The organism is Paenibacillus sp. F024 (assembly GCF_057814255.1).
On record NZ_JBVASZ010000001.1, the window covers coordinates 659,738 to 681,757 of the forward strand.

Annotated in this window: 9 protein-coding genes and 1 pseudogene; 1 reads left to right on the top strand and 9 read right to left on the bottom strand. The window is 54.7% G+C overall.

Annotated elements, in window-relative coordinates:
- The first annotated feature begins 2 nt into the window (after positions 1–2).
- On the top strand, positions 3–1,934 hold the full coding sequence (locus ACZYR9_RS03315; RefSeq protein WP_488977012.1) for an FAD-dependent oxidoreductase: 1,932 nt from the start codon (positions 3–5) through the stop codon (positions 1,932–1,934).
- Between the two features lie 70 nt (positions 1,935–2,004).
- On the opposite strand, the gene ACZYR9_RS03320 is transcribed toward ACZYR9_RS03315, so the two are convergent.
- The 9 genes and pseudogenes from ACZYR9_RS03320 to ACZYR9_RS03360 form a co-directional block, all read right to left on the bottom strand.
- Complete coding sequence (locus ACZYR9_RS03320) at positions 2,005–4,182, bottom strand: stalk domain-containing protein (protein ID WP_488977013.1); 2,178 nt, start codon at positions 4,180–4,182, stop codon at positions 2,005–2,007.
- 91 nt (positions 4,183–4,273) lie between these two features.
- The gene (locus ACZYR9_RS03325; protein ID WP_488977014.1) at positions 4,274–7,729 is read right to left on the bottom strand and encodes an AAA family ATPase; all 3,456 of its coding nucleotides are present in this window, start codon (positions 7,727–7,729) and stop codon (positions 4,274–4,276) included.
- A gap of 89 nt (positions 7,730–7,818) precedes the next feature.
- On the bottom strand, positions 7,819–8,994 hold the full coding sequence (locus ACZYR9_RS03330; RefSeq protein WP_488977015.1) for an exonuclease SbcCD subunit D: 1,176 nt from the start codon (positions 8,992–8,994) through the stop codon (positions 7,819–7,821).
- Positions 8,995–9,006: 12 nt separating this feature from the next.
- On the bottom strand, positions 9,007–11,610 hold the full coding sequence (addA, locus tag ACZYR9_RS03335; protein WP_488977016.1) for a helicase-exonuclease AddAB subunit AddA: 2,604 nt from the start codon (positions 11,608–11,610) through the stop codon (positions 9,007–9,009).
- Between the two features lie 149 nt (positions 11,611–11,759).
- Positions 11,760–13,580, bottom strand: a complete 1,821-nt coding sequence (locus tag ACZYR9_RS03340; RefSeq protein ID WP_488977017.1) for a reverse transcriptase domain-containing protein — start codon at positions 13,578–13,580, stop codon at positions 11,760–11,762.
- A gap of 575 nt (positions 13,581–14,155) precedes the next feature.
- Positions 14,156–15,499, bottom strand: a pseudogene (locus ACZYR9_RS03345) (UvrD-helicase domain-containing protein); the annotation flags it as partial.
- On the bottom strand, positions 15,496–19,212 hold the full coding sequence (gene addB / locus ACZYR9_RS03350) for a helicase-exonuclease AddAB subunit AddB (protein WP_488977018.1): 3,717 nt from the start codon (positions 19,210–19,212) through the stop codon (positions 15,496–15,498). The pseudogene ACZYR9_RS03345 and the gene addB, both read right to left, overlap by 4 nt.
- Before the next feature lie 777 nt (positions 19,213–19,989).
- The gene (locus tag ACZYR9_RS03355) at positions 19,990–20,562 is read right to left on the bottom strand and encodes a nitroreductase family protein (RefSeq protein WP_488977142.1); all 573 of its coding nucleotides are present in this window, start codon (positions 20,560–20,562) and stop codon (positions 19,990–19,992) included.
- Positions 20,563–20,631: 69 nt separating this feature from the next.
- Entirely contained in the window at positions 20,632–22,002 is a 1,371-nt protein-coding gene (locus tag ACZYR9_RS03360) for a class I SAM-dependent rRNA methyltransferase (protein ID WP_488977019.1), read from the bottom strand.
- Positions 22,003–22,020: the final 18 nt, after the last annotated feature.

The following is a 22,020-nucleotide window of genomic DNA, read 5'->3' on the forward strand; positions in this document are numbered from 1 at the left end:
TCATGAACAAATTCATGCGTGCCGCAACCCGGAAAAAACGTGAATATATGATGGAGGTCGCCTTGAAGCTGTTTATCGAGCACGGGTATGAGAAAGTCTCGGTAGACGATATTATCAGGTCGACGAATACCTCCAAAGGAACGTTTTATCACTATTTTGAAAGCAAAGACGAAATTCTTCTGGAAATTCCTAGGAAGCAGATGTCCATCATACAGACATGGGCAAGCCGAACGCCGGCATTTGCTTCACCGCATGCTCCGGAAAGCCGGATCAACGGACTCCTTCTCAGCTTGGCTGAGAGCCTGCAGCATTCATCCAAATTAATGCGGAGCTGGATTGCTTTATCGATGCAAAACGACGTCCTGAAAGCTGCGTTTGAGGAACAAAATCGCGCATTATATGAATGTTTGCTGCATCGGCTGAAGGATCCGGACAAAGCGAGAATGCTGGTGGCAGCCTATCTCGGAACTTTAATGTTATGGTGTTTGCAGGATGAGGATAATTTGAAGGAACTTATGCGCCGACAATTGGCCCCGGTTTGGACCGGAATCCGCACGGATCAGAATGCGGATTCGGCGGTGCTCGAACCGGAACGGAGAGGGGAACCTATTATGAAGGTGGCTGTCATTGGAGGCGGCCTGGCTGGATTGACCGCAGCCGCTTATTTATCGGAGAACCCGGGCATCGAGGGGGTCTTATTCGAACGGAGTCCGCAGCTCGGAGGAAGAGCGTTTACTTATGAGAAATCGGGCTTTACGCTGAATTACGGGGCTCATGCTATCTATGGCATCGACCGCCACACCTTGTCCGAGATGGAAAAGGAGCTTGGGCTTTCCTTCAGCTCCAAGCAGGTTGATAAACGCAGAGTCATGTATGCCAAGAACGGTCAGCTGACGCCCGCTCCGCTCGATTTTGTCAATTTGATGAGAACCGAGCTGTTGAACCCTATGCAAAAGGTTCGCTTCGTCGGGGAAATTACGGCGATTATCGCCAACATTCACCATGTACGCAATTACGAGACGCTCGGGGATTATTTGGCTCATTCGGACGCTGACGAGGATGTCAAGGAATTGTGGGAGCATCTCGTATGCTCGAACTTCTTCATCACGCCGGAGGAAGCCAGAAAAGTTCCCGGAGCGGTCATAAGCGAGTACTATCACAACCTGTTCCTGTCCGGAAAACCGGTGAACTATATTTTGGGCAGCTGGGCCGTGATCACAAACCAGCTGAAGCAAAAAATCGAGCTGGCCGGCCGCTGGGAAATCGCATTGCAGGAAGGCGTAGACGGCATTCGTTATGCAGATCGCCAATTTTGGCTGCAAACGAAAAACCGGGAGCTGCCTTTTGACCGCATCATTTTCGCTATGCCTGTGCAGCAGGTGTGCAAGCTGCTCAAGGCTACGCCTTGGGAGCCGTTCCTGGCTCCGTACGAGGATAATACCGCCACAGAGGTTATGGTATATGACATCGGGTTGAAGCAGGTCGTTGCCAAACCGTTCAGTTATATCAGCGATATGGATAACAAGCTGTTTATCAGCGACGTGTCGGCGACCGACCATACATTGGTTCCCGACGGAGGCCAGCTGCTTCAGGGGATCGCTTACCTCAGCGACAAGTTCGCGGACGAGGCTGAACGCAAGGCTTACTTGGACAATAAAACCAAACAAATGGAAGCCCTCTTTGACAACTACTACCCCGGCTGGCGCGAGGCGACCGAAGTCAAACGCGTATCCAAAAAAGCGATGGTTTCCAGCGTAAAAAATATTGCGGGGAATCATTTGCTGCCCACTCGTATCGAGAACGTTCCGTTTTATTTCTGCGGCGACGGATGTCAAGGCAAAGGGGAACTGGCGGAGCGCGCTTTCTCCAGCGCTATGCTGGCAGCCAAGTCCATATTGGAGGACCCTGAGCTTAAAAAAATCACGGTGCATTAGAATGAATGCGAGTTGCATAAACAACAAAAAACTGGCCTTTGAGGCCAGTTTTTTATGTTTCGGGCGAGTTTTACGCCACCTGGTTAAACAGCTTGAATGCCTTGGCGATTTGCAGCTTGAACCATCCAAAAACAGCCGCGGCTGCTGATCCCAAGTCTCCCTCAGCTTCTTTCGACGCGGTCGCAGGAAGTGCATCCTGCTGATCTTCAGCCGCGCTAACCTTTGCAGCCGATGCTTGACCGTCACTTCGGATTTCCACCGTTCGCGTCGTGCCGTCCCAGCTGACTGCGCCGCCGAAGGCCTCGCCTACAAAACGCGCCGGAACCATCGTATACCCGTTCACCAATTGGGCTGGCATTTCGAGAGCTACGGCTTCTCCGTTTCGGCTGGCAAATTTACTGCCGATTTGAATGGACACGACCGCATCGCCTTTGCGCGCGGTTGCCGTACGTGTAGACGCGTCCCACTCCACCTTGGCCCCCATGGATTCAAAAATGGCCCGCAAAGGCGTCAGCGTGCTGCCTTCCCGGATGACCGGGCGCTGCTCGAACTTTACATCCTTACCGTCCACAGCAACGGACACGCTTGAAGTTAAAGGAAACGATTTTGAGCCTCTCCTTTGACCGTCCTTATTGTAAACTACAATTTCAAGGACAGAGCCTTCCGGAACGGCTCCCGCATGAAGCTCTATGCTGAACGGCGGAGCGCTCTGGGTATCCAGCAGCTTGCCGTTTAAATAATATTCCAGCTTGCCGATATAAACATCCGGAATTTTGACGAAAGGCGTAATTTTCGCGCTTTTGGCAACAGGCGTCCCTGCGGTTAACGGTACATAGCCGGTATGATCCGAAGGTCTGGCCCCCTGCTCGACTTTGGTCAAATAAAACGGCGGAGCAGTGACACGGCTGTAAAGCTGCATCATCGCTTCGTTGTCCCGGAGCAGGTAGTTGTTTTTGGATTCCTTCATTTCCAGATTCACATTAAAGTAAGTGATCGACTTCAGCCGCGGGTATTTATACGGCATAATTTCATACAGCCGCTGCAAATTAAGCGTACCGTAATCAGTAAACGATTCTTGGGGAAGGTTCGCGTAATGGGATACGGCGGTTTCGCTGATCATCAGCGGCTTCCGGCCGGCATACGTCTTGTACAAATAATCCAGCCGCTCCACAGGGCTTGTCGCCTGCATATTCCCCTGCTTGGGATCTCCGTTTTCATACGGCTCGCTGTAGAGGCTGACGCCAACCCAATCGACATAGGCGTCTCCCGGATAATAAGGAGCGATCGAGTACATCGGTACTTGCCCGGGACTCCATACCATGGCTACATTCGGCGCTTCCTGTTCCATGATGTCATGAACCATGCGGAAGTTTTGAATATATTTTTGCGGATCTCCGTGCCACACGACCCAGTTGCCGTTCATCTCGCTGGCATAGCGCAGAAATATCGGAATTCCTGCCGCCTTTGCTTCACGGGCCCACTGGCGTACGGTTTCTTCCGTAACGGCATCGAGTCCGTCCATCGGCTCCCAAGCGATCTGCAGCGCGGCACCTACCTGCTTCGCCCTTGTCACATACTGCTTTGGAAACGGCTTTCCTACTTGGGTATAGGCCAGGTAGAGCGCGTGCTTTTTCCCGTAGAATTTTTCCGAGCGATCGTAGTAATTGAGCATTTGCGGGTCACGTTCCGTATACATGCCGATATACATCCCGTATTCCGGTTCGAATTTCGCCAGCTTGCCGTCCGGCGGGGCCGCAAGCCTTTTTAATTTTTCCGTATCCTGGGTGCTGATATAAGTCTCAACGGTAGTGCGTATTTGATCCGCTCGCTGCACATCGACAGCCCCCCAGTCTTTACCGTCCTTGAGCCAATACTCGTTTTCCAGCTCGTAATAATAAATCGCCTTCTCGTAATCCTTGATTTGATCGAAATATTGGTTCAGTCTGCCGCAAAACAGCGCCGCATTCTGCCAATCCCCGATCGACGCGTAGTGGTTGACCAAAAACTCCCAATGCGGCACGGCATCCCCCGGCTTCCCTTTGGCGACGGCAGCGTCAGCCGCTTTCCATCGATCCCATATCGCATCGGCATAGATCGGTTCGGCGTGCGAAAACAGCAGCCCGGCGCAAAGCGCTGCAGCGAGAAGCCGTTTCGCCCTTTTAAAGCCTTCGGAAGTCTTCAACGAGCGGGTATACAAGGCACCCTTACGGCTATGCCGCCGATCCGGCTTCCGATAAAATGACCACATGATTGTCCCCCCTTAATGATGCATGTCCTTCTATTATACAACAGGTATGCCGGGAAAAGCCCGCTTATGTCTGCGGACTCCCGGCTTACGATTACATACTTTCCAGAGAGATTCGGCTGCCTTGGCCGCCGGGTTGAGCAGGATGCACCACAAGCCGTCTGGGAAGCCGTGCCCGCAGCTCGGGCACGTGGCTGATGACGCCTACCGTCAGCTTGTCCGTATGCAGCTTTTCGAGCGCTGTAATGACCGTATCCAGCAGCTCCTGATCCAGCGTTCCGAAGCCTTCGTCAAGGAAGAAAAACTCAAGCGGATGCTCGCCTTTAAGCTGAATTTGCGTCGATAGGGCCAAAGCAAGCGATAACGACGTCAAGAACGTCTCGCCCCCGGAGAGCGTAGTCACCGGTCTGCGTATTCCTCCGTTTGCATCGTCCCGTATAACGAAGCCTCCTCCGGAGTCGACCTCAATCGCGTACTTTTGCCGGGTGAGCTGTCCTAATCTCTCGGAAGCCGAACGGCTGACATGCATCAGCTGCTCCTCCGCCAGAAATTCCACGAACGCATTGCCCCGAAGAACGCTCTGCAGCTTGCCAAGCAGCGCCAGCTCGCTGCGCAAGGAGGTCATCTTCGACTCCAGCTCACGCCAGCGCTGGTGCTTGGCCTGCAGATCCTCCCAGTCCCTCTCCAGCTTGGCCATCGCCTGCAGCGCCGCTTCATCTTCTGCCTTGTACTCCCGAAGCTCTTTTTCCATCGCCGCCCACATGTCATCCGTGGCTTCACGGCCAGCCAGCTCATGATCCAGTTCATTCAAGCGGGCAGCCAGCTGATGCTCCAGCCTGCCGTGAGCTTCAACCTCGGCGCTCCACTGCTGCTGCTGTTCAGCTGAGATGAACGCATCCGATACTTCCTCGACCGTAGAAAACCCTTCTTCAGCCGAATGCTGAGCCCATTCCCTTTCGGCTTCTTCAAAAGCCTGCTGCGCCGATTCCGCCGCCTGACGAACGGCGGATTCCGTTCTGGCCGACTCTTGATATCCGGACTGAGCCGTTTCCAGCAGCTTCGTTGTCCTTTGCGCTTCCGTACGCAGCTCATTCAGCCTGGTCTGCGCTTCGGAGGCCAGCCGGCCTGCGTCTTCATCCCCGACCCAGGCATGCAGCCGCTCGGCCTGCGTATCCACCTGCTGCTGCAGCGCTTGCTGCTCCGCGGAAATCCGGACCGCATGCTTCTCGGCATCGCCCACTTCCTGCAGCAGCTGCTCCATGCGTGTTTGCTTGGCCGACAAAAAGTCCACGCTTTTGTCCAATCGCTCTTTGATATCTTCGGCCAGTGCCTCCCGCTGCTTCAGACGCTCCGCCAATGCCGCAACGTCCTCCGGCCTGTAGTCCGGAAATTTATCGGCCCAGCCGGAGGTAAGCCATTGAAGTAAACCTCGCGTTTCCGCCGCTTTTTGGGCCTCCGCTTCATAAAAGCCCCGAGCCGTTTGTTCTTTGGCTTCCAGATCATGACGCCGCTTGACCAGCTGCCGTTTTTCCTGCAGCAGCGTTTGGAGAGCTTGCTGAAGCCGGTGCGCATCCCGGCGGCCAAGCTCGAGTTCTTGCGCGGACGTATCGAGCACTGCCTGAAGCTCATCCGTAAAATCACCCGTCTGCACCATGATGGCTTCCGAAAGTGCCGCTGCTGCCTCTTGTCGGGCGGACAGCCATTCAGCCGGCAGCTGCTGCCCTTCATCATCGACAGCCTGACTCCACTGCTGCTCCATGGCTTGCAGCACATGCAGCTGCTGACGCAGATCCATCTGCCGACCCCGCGCTTCTTCTTGCAGCCTCTCCAGCTGTGCGACCGCTGCATGATGCATGTCCTCGCCGCTCTGCACAGCCGCCGCTTCCCCATGCTCTACGGCCGGCTCCGGGTGAAGCGACGAGCCGCAAACCGGACAGGCCTCGCCTTCGTGCAAATGCGCTGCCAGCGCTTTAGCCATAGCCGTTAATTCAGCTTGCTTTTGCATGCTCTTGAGCTCGGAGATTTCATCGGGAATTTTGCCTTGTAGCACCGACAGCTTTTGCTCCGCTTGAAGACATGGCTTATGTAACGAAGCTAGCCGTTCCGACCAGGCTGCTCCACGGTCTATCCATTCTTGTTCCGCGTGCTTAAGCTCGGCCGACGATTGCTTCAGGCGCTCCAGCTCCATTTGCCGCCGCGCCAGTTCCGCCTGCTGCTCCCCGTCCTGCTTTGCAAGCCGGTCCAGCTCGCGTTTTTCCTGCAGCGCCTCCTGCAGCTTGTCCCTGTATGCCCTGGGCACCTCAGCCTGCTTCAGCTCGTCCTTAAGCTGCGCCTGCCGCTGCAGCGCCTTCTCGCGCAGCTCCGCCTCGCGCGCCTGCTCCGCGCGCAGCCCCGCGAGCTGCGCCCTGCTGCGCTCGGCCTCGGCGGCCAGCGCGGCGAGCCGCTCGCGGCTTTGCGCGAGCTCGGCCGCGAGCGCCGCCGCCTGGCGCAGCTGCTCAAGGCGCGCGGCCAGCGGCGCCTCCTGCGCAGCCAGCGCCTCGCGCGCCGCGGCCTGCGCCGCCTGCGCCTGCGCCAGCGCGCCCTGCGCGGCGGCGAGCGCCTCGGCGGCCGCGGCTGCGGCTGCGCGCTGCTGCGCGAGCTGCGCCTCGGCGGTGCCGAGCCGGCGCACGAGCGGGCGCAGCCGCTCGGCCTGCGCGCCGCGGGCCAAGCGCCCGGCGAGCGCCGCCACGTGCGGCACCTGGGCCGCCAGCGCGGCCTGGCGCGCAGCGACCGCAGCGCGCTCGCGCTGCAGCTCGCGGACGGCGCGCAGCTCGGCGGCGCGCAGCTCGCAGGCGGTCAGCCGCTCGCGCAGCACGCGAGCCGTTTCGCGCGCTTCAGCCAGCCGCGCCTCCGCCTGCGCGAGCGCCGCTTCCGAAGCGTCGCCCAAGCCCTGCTGCTCCGCGTGAAGCTCCTTGATCGCCGCATCCGTTTCCTTGTAGCGCAAGGAAGTCTTGGCGCTTAGCCTGTCGCCGTAGGGCTCCAAATGGAACAATCGCTGCAGCATGGCCCGCCGGTCCTTGCCGGCAAGCGTCAGAAATTCCGCAAACTTTCCCTGCGGCAGCACGACGGCACGCGTAAAATCAGCCATCGATAAGCCTAAAATCTCTTGAATGTGCTGGTTGACTTCACCTGCCTTATCGGCCAAAACAACGGATTCGCCGTCCCGGTAATGGATCAGCCGGCACAGACTTCCCAGAATAGACAGCTCTCCATTACGCTTAAATTGGCGGTCTACCCGGTACCGCTTGGCCCCCTGAGCGCTGCCCAGCTCAAAGGTAAACGAGACGGACAGCGTCTGCTCAGCCTGATTCATGATAGCCTGGGTGCCGCCGGGAGCGCGCTCCACCTTGCCGAAAAGCGCCAGCGTAACCGCGTCGAGCAAGGTGGATTTGCCGCTGCCCGTCGGGCCGAAAATTCCGAACACGCCGGCGCCCGTAAGCGAGGCAAAATCGATCTCCTGCGCTTCCCTGTAGCTCTGTAATCCGGCAATTTGCAAATGAATCGGCCGCATGCCGAAGCCTCCTTTAAGATCAATCCCTAAGACCCTTTTCGATCATCACGCTTCCATCCAACTCATGCATCCATAAAGACCCTTTTTCTTTATACCGTCGCGTCGTCCTCTTCGGAAGCCAACAGCTCCAAAAACATTCGGACCAGCTCCGGCTCCGGCTGCGCCCCTCCGGTCTGCCGCTCGTAAAACCGCCGAAACAGCTCGTCCATCGGAAGCCGCGATGCGGAAACCGGCTCCAGGGCTTCCGGCAGCAGCTCCGGATAGACCGGCCGGATGTGAATAAAACCGTCCCGCGCCTGCCGGAGCTTATGAATTTGTTCGAGCGACATCGTCTCTTGAAGATGAATTTCCAGCTCGATCCAGGCCGACGAATCCTTTCCCTCATCCAGCCAGCGGTGCACCTCGGCAAGACCTCCCCTGGCCTTCCATTCCACCAAAGGACGGCCGCTGGACAGAAAAATTTCTTCCACCTGCGGAACCGAGCCCGGCTGGATGTCAAGAATGGTTACCGATTTGGCCTGTCCCGCCTCCGAGAAGCTGTATGCCAGCGGCGAACCGCTGTACCGGACCATCGTCTCCGAGCGGATGTACTGCGGGCGGTGCAGATGCCCGAGCGCCACGTACTGAGCGCCGGCAGTCAACGCTTCCGTATCGACCGTATACGCCCCGCCTACTTGGATCGGCCGTTCGGATTCGGTTTCTTTGCCTCCCAGAACGTACAAATGGCTCATCAGCAGATTGACCGTGTCCTTGCGGTAATGCCTTGCCTGCTCCTGCACGATATGCTTCACGCGTTGGGAATAAGCGGAACGCAGCAGCCCTTCCTCCGCCTCATCGGACAACAGCTCGCGAAGACGGGATTCGGACGGATAGGGCAGCGCGAACACGACTGCCGTTTCCCCCGTTCGTTTGATCAACGACTCATAGACCCGCGCCTCCGGCAGGCCGACTAACGTTACGCCCAGCTTCAGCGCAAGCGGAGCTGCGGCAGCCAGCCGGTCGGGATGATCATGATTTCCTGCAATCACATACACCGGTCTGCTTCCCTGATCGGAAAGTCTGGCCAATGCATCGTAAAACAGCTGCTCGGCCGCAGCGGGCGGATTGACCGAATCATAGACATCCCCCGCAAGCAGCACAAGGTCAATCTGCTGGTCTCTCACGATTGCCGCCAGCTCATCGATAAAAGCCTCCTGCTCCGGCAGCCGGCTTCTTCCCTCCAAAGTCCTGCCGAAATGCCAATCCGCCGTATGCAATATCCGCATGTTCATCCTCCTTCATAGCTGTACCACGTGAGCTCCATCAAATAAAAAGATGTATTTGCCGATCACCGGCCTTTTCCATATCGTCTCCACGGCTCTTGCATACAGGTCGAGCTGCATCCGGTACTTTTCCGCCACGCGATGAGGGGAAGCCCCCTTCAAGCGATCCGTCTTGTAATCGAGCAGAATCAGACCTTCCTCCTCATCAATCAGGCAGTCGATTACCCCTTGCAGCATGACCGTTTCCTTGGACAAGCCTGCCTGCTCAGCACCATATACATCCATCGCAGGCAGTCCGAAGCTGAAGGGCACCTCCCGATGAACACGCTTGGCTTGAAGCATCCGCCTCCCCAGCTCGCTGCGGAAAAAAGATACGATAACCGCAGGGTCCACCAGCGATTGCTGTTCTGCGGTCAACAGCTCCCTTGATACCATACCGGCCAGCGTCTCGCGAACGTCCGCCTCTTCGGGATGTCGATCCAACGGAATATGCTGCATGACCGCGTGAAATACCGTGCCCCGTTCCGCGGCATTCAGCTCTCTTTGCTCCATGAAACGAGGTCTGCGGACGATCATGGGGCGAAATGCCGTTTTCCCCTTTCCTCCGGCTTTCGTTTCGCCGTCAAGCGGCCCGGGCTCCGCTGCCTGCCATGGCTCTGCAGCAGCCTCATCCGACAGCAGCTCGAGCAGCTTATGATGCTCGGAAAGCCGCTTGAGCTCCGTTACGGACGTTTTGGACAACACTTGTGAAGCATTGGGATAAGCATAGTCCCACGACAACCGCCGCCATACTTCATGCTCCCATTGCTCCGTATTGTCCACAGACTCCATGCGGACCACCGACTGCCACCGCGGATCGGCAGGATCCAGTCCTGCCGCTGCTTGCGCCATTCCGGCAAACAGCTCAGGCATCACCAGTCGTACCCGCCACTCGGAGGACTCGTCCTTGAGAAAGGCAGGAACCGTATCTTCTGCGCCGGCTCCTTCCCGCAAAGGCACTCCGTCCGGATGGCGTATCATGGCGGGACCGATCCAATCCAGATAACATTTGGCTTTGGCCAGCGCGTCATCCGGCAGCTCCAGCCGATCATGCGAAACGAACCGGCTCCATTCCTTAAGCTGCTTTTCCAGACCTTTGACCGAGGCCACCAGCACCAGCTTCTCCCTTGCGCGGGTAAGCGCCACATACAGAACGCGCATTTCCTCGGCAAGCATTTCCAGCTGGATTTTGCGTTTGACCGCAAGCCACGGCAGTGTAGGGTAGCTGACGCGCGTCTTCGGATCCGTCAGCTTCGGCCCGAAGCCGAGCTCCTTGTGCAGCAGGAAGCTGTCCGTCAAATCCCGCCGGTTGAACGGCTTGGCCATCCCCGCTGCAAATACGACCGGAAACTCCAGCCCTTTGCTTTTGTGGATGGTCATAATCCTTACCACATCCTCCTGCTCGCCCAATGCCCTGGCAGTGCCCAAATCGCCCCCGCTGTTTTGCATCCGTTCAATGAAACGCAAAAAGCGGAACAAGCCCCTAAAGGACGTCTCCTCATACTGACGGGCCCGATCGTAAAGCGCACGCAGATTCGCTTGGCGCTGCTGTCCGCCGGGCAGACCGCCAACGAAGTCGAAATAGCCGGTTTTCCTGTAAATGTCCCAGATCAGGTCCGCGAGCGAGCTCTGCTGAGCCATCCATCTCCAATCCTTTAACTGATCCAGAAAAGACTTTGCTTTATGTTGGGTATCGGCTTTTCGAACAAACGCTCCTTCGTCATCGCATGACAGTTCCGAACCTTCCGGATGAGGAACGTCTACGCCATCTTTTGGCTGGGTTTCCTCACTCCGGGCATAAGCTCTTACCGCATCGAAAAAAGCGCCGCGACGGCTGCATATCCGAATATGCGCCAGCTCCTCGCTGTCCATTCCCACAATCGGAGAACGGAGCACAGAGGCCAGTGGAATATCCTGATACGGATTGTCAATGAGCTTGAGTAAAGACAAGACCACTTGAATTTCAGTTGCCGTAAAATAACCGGTATTCAGCTCCGCATATGCAGGGATCCCTTGCTGACGCAGCTCCTCGATCAGCACCGGCGCCCACTGCTGGGTAGCGCGAAGCAGGATGACGAAATCCCGGAAGGTGGCCGGACGCAGCCCTTTGACCGATTTATCGAATACCTGAAACGGTTCTCCGCCATCCATCCCCATCATGAGGCGAATCTGCCGTGCGATATACCGGGCTTCCAGCTGCGCCGTTTCCAGCTCCTGCACATTTTCAATCGGGTCCTCCAAAGCCCCGTCCGTCTCCAATGCTTGTTCGGGGTCGGTCATCCTTCCGTCTTCCGCACCCTTATCCGGCATGCTCTCATCATAGGTCGATCTGTCAATGAGAACCAGCTCGGACGCCAGCTCAAAGCCTCCGTTCCCGGTTTCCGGGTATCCTGCGCCATATACGAGCTCCGCATTTTCATCATAAGCGATTTCGCCCACGTTCTCGTTCATCAGCTGGCGGAAGATATAGTTCGTGCCGTCCACCACCTGACGCCGGCTGCGGAAGTTACGGGCCAAATCAATACGTCTTCCCGGATCCGTGCCGTCCAGTTTAAAGCTTTTGTACTTCTCCTGGAACAAGCTCGGTTCCGCCAAACGAAACCGGTAGTAGGGTAAGAACCCCGCGCCTTATCACATTCCTGTGACAGGTTTCGAAGAACTCCCCTCCGAACCGTACGTACTTGTCTCCAAGTATACGGCTCTCCACTTGTCATTTCGACCAAAGATACCTATTCACCGTGATGGATTTTCTCGTGACATTCCTGACAAACAATGAGTGTCTTCCTATTCTTTCCTATCATCACTTTTTCCCATTTTTCTTTGCCTTTAAGGTTCTTCAGCATGTTGACATGATGAACCTCGTAGTTAAGCCTGAAATCGTTGGTGCCGCACAGTTCGCATTGACCGGCTCTCAGCCGATCGAGCAAGCTTGTCGGGTTATTGAAAAATGGCATGAGGTTCGGATGCAGATCCGGGTCAGCCAGTTTATAAGGAGTGTTAGACCTTGTAAACCCATCCTTGTAGAAGTAGAGGATTTTGGTCTGCCCTTTCTTATCCTCGTAAGGAATTCCCCAGTGCTTATCCACCTTGAATTTCTGCTTGATCTTGACAATGCTGGATTTATATTTGTTAGCGAGAGTCGCTAAGCAACTATATTCCATGACATATCTTAATTGCCACATGTACCTGTTCACGTTGACCGCCATTTTGTAGAAGTTATAAAGTCCACGTAGGCGGGCGTTATACAGTGCGACAATTTCGATATCGGGATGGTTGATGATGGATGGATTATGAAGCATTCTCCATTGTTTGGCGTTAATGTCCTTTACCATCTTGTATTTCGTGATAAAGTTCCTGACCGTATCATCCGGCATGTAGAGTTCAACGCATCCGTTGTACACTCTCTTTTTCACGCCGTTTTTGTCTTTTCGGAAATTCCAGTCGTCCCTGACCTTGATGATATGCCCGAGAAATTTGGCACCCTCTGTTGAGTGAGTGATCAGTGTCTTTTCTTCCGATAGCTCGATCTCCAGTTCGTTTGCCATAAGCTCTTTGATATCGTTCTTAATTGTTTCGCATTGTTCCTTGCTGCCCCAGACCGCGACCACGAAGTCGTCGGCATAGCGAATGCATTTGATGCGCTTAAACTCCGAGTTTTGGAAAGCGTAATAAGGGGTTTGGTTTCGAATTTCGGTTTGCTCTTTGATAAATTCTCTCAGATTCTCTTCAGTGTTCGAGTCCGCTGCGGCTTCAAGCTTCCGTTTCGCTCGTACAATCCGCATATCCAATGTCTTGTATAGCCTTGACACCGTTTTGGATTTCGGAGACCCCTGATCGAATTTATTTTTGTAGGCGTTAAACCATTTATCGAAATGATCAAGGTAGATATTTGCAAGCACCGGGCTCACGATACCGCCTTGCGGGGTACCGCTGTAAGTGCCGTAGTGCTTCCAATCTTCCAAGTATCCTGCCCTTAAAAACTTCCAAATGAGTCGAATAAACTTCGCATCGTTGATTTTCTTCTCAAGCAGCGCAATGAGTTTATGGTGGGAGATGTTGTCAAAGTAACCTTTGATGTCACCTTCAATAAACCATGTTGCACCTTTGAAGTTAACCTTTGCTTCGTGTAAGGCAGTGTGACAGCTGCGATTCGGTCTGAAACCGTGACTGAAATCCTCGAAAGTGGGTTCGTAGATCGCATCAAGAACCATTCGGCATATTTCCTGAATGATTCTGTCCGTGAAGGTTGGTATACCGAGAGGACGTTTTTGTTCGTTCTTCTTCGGAATATAAACCCTTCGTACAGGTTGCGGCTGATACGATTCATCTTTCATCATTTCTATAAGAGATCTGACTTTCTCTATGCTGAACCTGTCAGCTGTTTCTCCGTCGATACCTGCCGTTCCGCTGCCGTCGTTGGCATAGAGGTTATCGTAGGCTCGAAGATAGAAGTCAGAGTTGTAGAAGTGACGATAAACCCGTTCAAACACGTAATCAGGCTTCTCACTGGATATCTTGGTCAATAGGTATAAAGTTTCGCTAGAATTCATGGAGCCTTGCGCTCCTTTCCGCAAATTTTATACCAACAAGCTGTCTCCCTTCGCCATGTGACAGGCTTTCCCTATCTCGGACTACTACGGAGACTCCGTTACCATATGGGATATTCAATCCTCTACCGGATATAGCCACTTAGGTAATCCCCATTTAGTCACATCAGTCCAAGCACGATAAGTTGTCGGATGGTCCTTTCGTCCGTTCCACCTATCCAGGTGTGCGCCAGCGCTTGAGAAGCTTGGGTATCACCTCGAATTATAGCATTTATCTGTTCGAAGTGTCTGACAGCGTTCGATTTATCCGCTGTCAATCGCGCTGAGGTCAGGTAGCAGCTAACTTTCCTGCCGGGAAACATGGCCCCGCTAAGACTAGACTTTAAGCAGTTTAGCTTTCATCCTTGTACTTATCTTTATGTCTCGCCGCTCAGTCGTGACGTGTTAGCTCGTCAACTTGCGACTTTCCCAACATGCTACACTCCCCATCGGGTTTCCCCTTTGGATAAGTTGGGTGACATGGCTTCGATACCCTTGAAGCCCCCCGGCTTAACGGGGAAAACTGATGCGCCTTATGGGCGCACAATGCTTTGCTTCACGTCCCCGACCATAAACCGGTTGCCCGGAGCCTCCTGCGAAATCAGCTCGACGATCGCCTCCTGCACGCGGTTGGTATCCTGATATTCGTCAAGCAGCGCTTCGACGAACTGCTCCCGGTATTCCAATGCGGCCTGTGAAGGCGCCGGAGATCCCGGAGCGGATTGATCCGAGCTCAGGATGCGCAGACAATAATGCTCCAGATCGGCGAAATCGACAAGACCTTTGTCCAGCTTGGCTTTTTGGTAACGATGACCAAACTCGATCACCAAGTCGGCGAGCGTCCTCATCAGCGGGGCCATCAGTCTCAGTTCCTCGTTATATTGCTCCGGAGTCCGGGCGAACAGTTCCTCCTTCACATCTCCCAGTCTTTGCTTGGCTTCATTGCGAAGCTCTTTGACCTGCTCCTGCAGCTCTTTATCATACTGATCTCCTTTGCATGCCTTGAGTTTCCCGAACCCGGCCGCCTGAAACGCTTGGTAAAGACTTTCCCAGGATGAACTGTCCGCCTCCTCAAGCAAGGTTTGGATCACCCTTAAATCCTCATGTAAATTGGCCAAATACGGCTCGGGACCGGAGGGGGCCTCCGCCGTACGTACGGCATCCCTTAGCAGGGCTTCGATACCCTGCAGCTCCAAGCGAATATAAGCCAGCAAGCTCGGCACCCACGGATTATGCTCTGACACGGAGCACCGTTCAAATCTTTCAACACTTTCTTCAAGCCAATGCTCCGGCCACGGATGGCTGCGGGAATCGTCATACAGCCGCTGCACCAGCTGAAACAGCGCATCATCGCTTTTATCCGAGCTGAACGCATCGGCCAGACGCCAGAAAGGACCGTCTTCTTCGGCGTCCCCATATCGCTCCTCCAGCAGCTCCTCCAGCAGGTCTTGGCGCAGCAGCGCGCTTTCCGTTTCGTTGGCGATACGAAACCCGGGGTCCAATCCGATAAGCTGATAATGCTTTTGAATGACTTCCATGCAAAAGGAATGCAGCGTCGTGATCGACGCCTTCGGTATGAGCGCCAGCTGGCGCCGAAGATGATCGGAATCCGGATTGGCTTCAAGCGCTTTTTCCAATGCTTCGCTGATGCGGTGACGCATCTCCGCAGCCGCCGCCTTGGTAAATGTAGCAACGAGCAGCCGGTCCACGTCAATCGGATCTCTCTCATCGGAAATGCGACGGATAATCCGCTCCACCAGTACAGCCGTTTTGCCCGAACCGGCTGCAGCCGCCACCAGGATGGAATGACCGCGAACGGAAATGGCGTTCCATTGATCATCCGTCCACGTGCTGCCCTCAGGCTTCGGAATCGTTACAGTCATCGGGTCTCGCCTCCATCGTTATCATTGCTTCCGGGTGCGGAAGTCAGCTCATTTGCTGCAGCGGAGTCCTCTTCGTCTTCCGCTGATGCGGCAGCCTCCATAGCGGCAAGCCTTGCGGTTCGGGACGCTGACGGTCGAAAACGCTGTTTTTCCGAATGCTTCTTCGTTTGTTTTTCCATCAGCTCCCACACCAGATCCTTGCCGAGCGGCGGCAGCAGCTTATAATCGTTGCCTTCCAGCTGCGGATCGAACTGGCAAACCGACCGGAAGGCGCAGCTGCTGCAGGCGGTGGACTGCCCCATGCGGTAAGGCTCTATATCAATTCGTCCGTCCGTCATCGAAGTGCCGATATCGCGAATCGTCCGTCGAATATAGCTCCTGGCCGTTTGCCACTGCTCCTCCGACGCAACGGAGGACGTTTTGTAGAAGCTCCCGTCTGTTTTGAGCGCTGCCGGCAGCAGCTCGGAATGCCCGCTTGCCCCGATCAGACTGTTGTCCATCAGCTTGATAACCTCAGGATCGGCACGGAGCAGTCCTTTCATTTTGAAACGCTTTTTCAACTCTTTATCGATTTGTTCTGCCGTCAGTCCGTTTTTGGCATTCAGCAGCGGGTTGTGTACATGAAAATAAAGGACGCCCGCAGGCTCCGCCTCTTTCCCCAGCCATATCGGAGCATGCGTCAGAATGACATCCAAGTAAGTGAGCATTTGCAGGGAAAGGCCATAATACACTTCGGCCATGTTCAGCATTTTGGCGCTTGATTTGTAATCAATAACCCTCAGCAGCGTCCCCTGATCCGTTTCAGCCCGGTCAATCCTGTCAATCCTGCCGCGCAGCTCCATGCGAACTCCATTATCCAGCTCGTAGAGCAGCGGAGGGATCGGCTGCCCGCTTCCAAAGCCGATTTCAAGCCCGATCGGACGAAATTGTCCGCGTTTGGCATGTTCTCCCAGCATCAAAGCGGCCCGGCCGACCACCTGCTTCAGCTTGCGGGCAATATACAGATATCTTTTGGAGCTGAGGAGAATTTCCCCTTGCAGTCTGGGGGCAAGCGCATCGACGACGAGCGCGGCGCGCTCTTCGCTCTCGCGGGCTGTCAATCCTCCCCAATCGACCCCCTCCATCTCCACTTGCTCGGCAAACTTGCTCAAAGCCGCATGAAATAATTGGCCTACGTCGGGCGCTTCCAGGCGGAATATGCGGCGTTCCTTCAGCCGTAAGCCATGGGATGCAAATTGTGAAAACGGACAGGCGACAAACCGTTCCATCCGCGACACGCTGGTTTCAATATGCTCTCCGTACAGCTGCCTGCTCGTCGGGTCGCTTAAAGCCGTCGCTTTGTTCGTATAAAGCAGCGACTGAATCATCCGCGGAAGCTTTTCTCCGAATTCCGGCTGCCGGGCAAACCAATTGTACACAGACCACCAGACTCCGCTCATCGGAGCGCCTTGCATCCATTGCTTTAATTGCACAACCAGCTGAGACAGCGCTTTGTCGGGATGCGCTATATATTCCAATTGTTCGGTAGAGGGCGCATCCGGAGCCGGAGCATTCAACAGCAGCCGCTCCCTGATTTGCGGGAACAGCCGCCTGATTTGCCGGATAACATCGGAAGGAAGCAGCGATTTTCCTTCTTCATCGGCCAAAGTATAACTAAGCCATAATCCGTCCGACGGCGTGCAGAAAGCGCAATAAATCAAGAACGATTCATCAAGCAGCCGTCTGCGGCTGCCTTCAGCGGTCTGAAGGCCGGCGGCACCGAGCCGTTCCCGCTCCGCTTCCGTCAGCACGCCGCTTTCCGTAATTTTGGCAGGCATAACGCCTTCATTCACTCCAAGCACAAACATGTGCTTCACCCGGCCGGAACGGGTTCTGTCCATCGACCCGATCAATACCTGATCAAGTGTCGGAGGAACAAGTCCGAGCTTGATGCTCTCAAAACCGGTTTGGATCAATTCAGCGAACAGTGCAAGGGATGTGGACTGCTCACCCATCAGCTCTACCAGCTGATCAAACATATCCATAATCCTTTCCCAAACCTGCGCATGCTCCCGCGCCTTTTCCGGCTCTCCCCGCTGGAGCGATGCCTGGCTCCACGCTTCCAGGCGCTCCGGCACTTGAAGCCTGACGAGAAGCTCGTATACCGCTTTAACGCGGTCTTGTACCGTGCTGTTCTCACGCAGCTTCTTTTGCAGCTCGCTGAGCGGCCCCGCCACAGCCCGTCGGCAGGCATTGATTTTCGTTAAAAAGGCTTCGTCTTCGGCACGGGCTTCCACATCATCCTGCTCCAGGCTCGTTCTATAGGAATAAGTCCAATCTTTCTCATCCGTCCATTTGGAGCCTTGAATACCAAAAGCCAGCACATAGTTTTCCAACTGATCCATGGCAAGACGATCGATCCGTATCTTGGCACCCTGCCGGCCCGTTTCTTCCGCAAACGGAAGGAATAGCCCGGTTTTGACGCAGCGAAACACAGCATCGTATTTCCAATGATTGAGCGCTGTCTCCAGTGCGGAACGAATCAGTTCCACAAGCGGATGATGCAGCACAGAACGCTTCTGATCAAAGAAATGCGGGATGCCGTAGTCTCTGAATGTTCCGGCCAATATATCCCCGTAAGCTTCAACATTGCGTACGGAAACCGCGATATCGCGCCAACGCAAGCCTTGGTCCCGCACAAGCCTCACAATATCGCGGGCCGCCCCCTCGACCTCCGCCCTGCGGCTGACCGCTGCGGAGATCCGGACAGACGAAGCTGAGCTTTTAAGCTCTTCCCCCTTCCCGGAAAACGGCTTCTTGACCCTATCCCCCCAGTGCGCTTCCAGATAAGCAAGCATCGGATTGTGCCGAAAGCGGATGGCAGGGGTATCCGGCAGCACAATACGTTCCGTTACATCGACAGCCTGCTGCTGCAGCCGCTCCTGCAGCTCCAGCATCGTGCGTGCCGTCGGATGGAACAGCTCCAGCTCGTGCAGTCCTTCCCCATGAACATACGGCCGGGGGAGGCACAGCGTAAGCGTCACATTCCCCGCTTGCTGCGAAAGCTGCTCCAGTACAGCGAACTCCTGAGGCGTAAAACCGTGAAATCCGTCCACCCAGCATTCTGCACCGCGTACGTAATCCGATTCGCCGAGCTGCCGGGCCAGCAAGGTCAAATAATCCTCCCCGTCCAGGTAAAGCTTCGACAGCTCCGACTCAAAATCGGCATAAATCAGCTGCAGATCGTGCAGCTTGTCCTCCAAGGAGCCGCTTGGGCCGTCCGGGGAACCGAAACGCTCCGAATAAAACCCGCTGAGCCCATCAGATGTGACACAATATCTCTTGAATTCACTGAATAATTGATTCAAATTGTCCAAAAAGCCGATTTGATCCGCCGAAGCGTGAAACCGGCGCAAACGATCCTTATTTCTATGTATAATACGGTGAAGCAGCAGCTTCTTCCCGGTTTCATCTATCGGAAGACGGGCCGTCCCCCCAACCTCCTGCATGACCCGCCAGGCCAAACGGCGAAAGCTGAGTACCTGGGCCCGAAGCGTACCTCCCAGTTCAGGCGCGGATATTAGCGCATACTCCGCCTGAAACGTCGCCTGCTCCGGCACAAGCCAAATCAACGGACGTCCCTCCGGATTATCCATGAGCCTTTGTTTGATTTCGTTCAGACAAAACGTCGTTTTCCCGCTGCCGGCACGTCCAAGCACAAACCGAAACCCCATAATCGCTTCCTCCGTTCCGTATCATTTCCTTTAACTCTATTATTCTACCAAAAACCCGCATGCGTTGGGAAAAGGTAGGTTTTGGTCATTATAACACATTTTCAAAAAATCAGGAACAAACGTTCTGAATATGGCCATCTATTGAACCTGCAGTCATCAGAGGCCCTTGAAATATACGGTTGGCAATGAAAACCAGCGTAAAACCGCAAAATCATAAGATCATATCCTATGACTTACGTTTTCATTGGATTTCATTGCCAATGATTGTCGCTTTCATGAAAGGATATCGCCTTTGTCAAAATGCGTCGGCGGGAGCGATAATAAAAATACAATATTGACAGGGAGGTCGGTTCAAATGATTAAATTCATCACTTCGTTTATCGACTATTTGGCAGAGGTTAAATCCGAAACTTACCGCTTGTTAGACAAACATCATTTAGCAGATCACGATTAAGAAGCTCGCCATAAAAAATAAGGAGGTTCAAACCCATGATTAAATTTCTAAATTCTTTTATCGATTATTTCATTGAAGTAAGAGAAGAGTCCTATCAATTATTAGCCAAGCATGGAATCACCGACATCGAATAAGCGATGCTCCATCATCCGTTTCACGTATGAATAAAGAGGTGATATGATGGTTTCAGGTTGTGCAGGCTGATGCCCTGTTCGTTCCCTTCCAGGAATGAACAGGTTTTTTTGTGTCCAATGAGTCCCTGCGCCGTAAAAAAGCGATATCCGCATGGGATATCGCCTACTGTTATTGTACAGCATCTCAAGTTAATCCGTCATCCAGACCGTTTTGTCCGCCGCCGGCCGCCGTTTGCCTTCCGGCTGCGGCATATCCGGAATCCCCATATAAAGAAGCCCCACCATTTCTTCCTTCTCGCTCAGTTTAAAAGCCTGCTTCATTCGGGGGTGATACACCGGCTCGCCGGAGCGCCAAATCGCTCCAAGTCCTAAACCATGCGCCGTCAACAGCATATTTTGCACCGCGGCATGCGCTGCGGCAAATTCTTCGATTCTGATCACACCTTTAGCCTCCGAGGGCGATACCGCCACAGCGAACACGATCGGTGCGCGAAACGCTTTGGCCGCTTGTTTCGACCTCAAGACCTGCAGCTCCTCCTCCGTCATATGCTCCGCAGCATCTGACGCAATATCGGCATAAGCTTCCGCCAGGATTTGCCTCCCTTTTCCCGTCATGACAAAAAAACGCCACGGCTCGGTTCCGTGATGGCTTGGCGCCCAGTTTCCCGACTCCAGCACCTCTTCAATGTGTTCCCGGGAAACCGGATCCTGCTTTACCCGCCCGATACTCCTTCGCCCCCGAATCGCTTCATCCAAACGCATGCTTCCCAATGCCCGACACCTCTCCTCGTTTAACGGCATCCCCATATCGCTGCATAACATTGTATTCGGTTATCGTCTGCTCCGCACTTCAAAAATGGCGAATTTCAAATAATTTCCTTCGTCAACGCCCAAAATTCGCGGATGATCCTTCCCCGCGCTGCGGTATTCGATTAAACGGAGCGTTTTGCCGGCATCCACCGCCGCGGCATGCACCGTCTCCAGAAACAGCTCCGGTTTCATATGGTATGAACAGCTGGCTGTTACCAAATAACCGCCCTCATTCACCAGTTTCATTCCGTGCAGGTTGATATCTTTATAGCCTCGGACCGCTCCTTCCACGGCGCTTCTCGATTTGGCGAAGGCCGGGGGATCGAGGATAACGACGTCCCACGTTCTTCCTTTATTCGCCAGAGGAACGGAGGTATCCACCTTCCTCCGGTCCGCCCGGGCCCGTTCCTGCCGAAGGTCAAGTCCGCGGGATTGCTCACGCAAATAATCGAACGCATCGGCCACCACAAATTCGACTCGGTCCGTAAACCCGTTCAGCTCAACATTCCGCTTGGCCGTCTCCACCGCATGCTCCGATATATCCAGACAGGTCACCTTCTTCGCCCCGTACGCGCACGCATTCAACGTGAAGCTTCCCGTATGAGAGAAGCACTCCAGAACCGTTGCGCCGTCCCAATACGGAAACGTTACCTCGGCTCCGCTTTTATTCACGGGAACCCGCTTCACTGTTCCGTCATCGAGCACCTTTTCCCGTAGCTCGATTCCGCTTCGTTTACCCCAGCCCTTCATTAACGGAGCCAACGCCGCCCGATTTTCCCGCTGATCGAAGAAATACCCCGTCTTCTGGCCCTGTTCGATATCGACCTCAAGCAGCAGGCCGTTCTCTCTGATGGTCACATGCCGTGGACATTCGCCGTAAAGGAGCCCCTTGCGCTGGGTGAGACCCTCCAACTCCCGTACCGGCACATCGCTGCGCTCGTATATGCCGGCCGGACTCATCACTTCGATCAAAGCGGCGATCAAGGCGTCCTTGGCCTCTTCCATCCCCAGCGTCAGGATCTGGACAACCAGTACATCCTCAAATTTATCGACGATTAATCCCGGCAGCAAATCGGCTTCTCCATAAACCAGACGATAGCTGCGCGCATCCGGAAGGAACCGCTCGCGGTGTTCCTTGCACTGCTGCAAACAGCGGACAAAGAACTCCCTGCTCATCTCCTCCAGCGGTTCATAAGAAACAACCCGGACCGCAATCTGCGAAGCCGGATTGTAGTAGCCGGCCGCGAGGAACTGGCCGGTATGCGTATGTATCGAAGCAAGCCGGCCCGGAACGCTCTCCCCTTCCACCCGTTCGATTTCTGAACGGAAGACCCAAGGATGGCCCTCCTCAAGCCGTTTTTTTCTTTTTTTCTGCAAATAAATCATTGCCATAGCTTAAGCCTCCAAAAT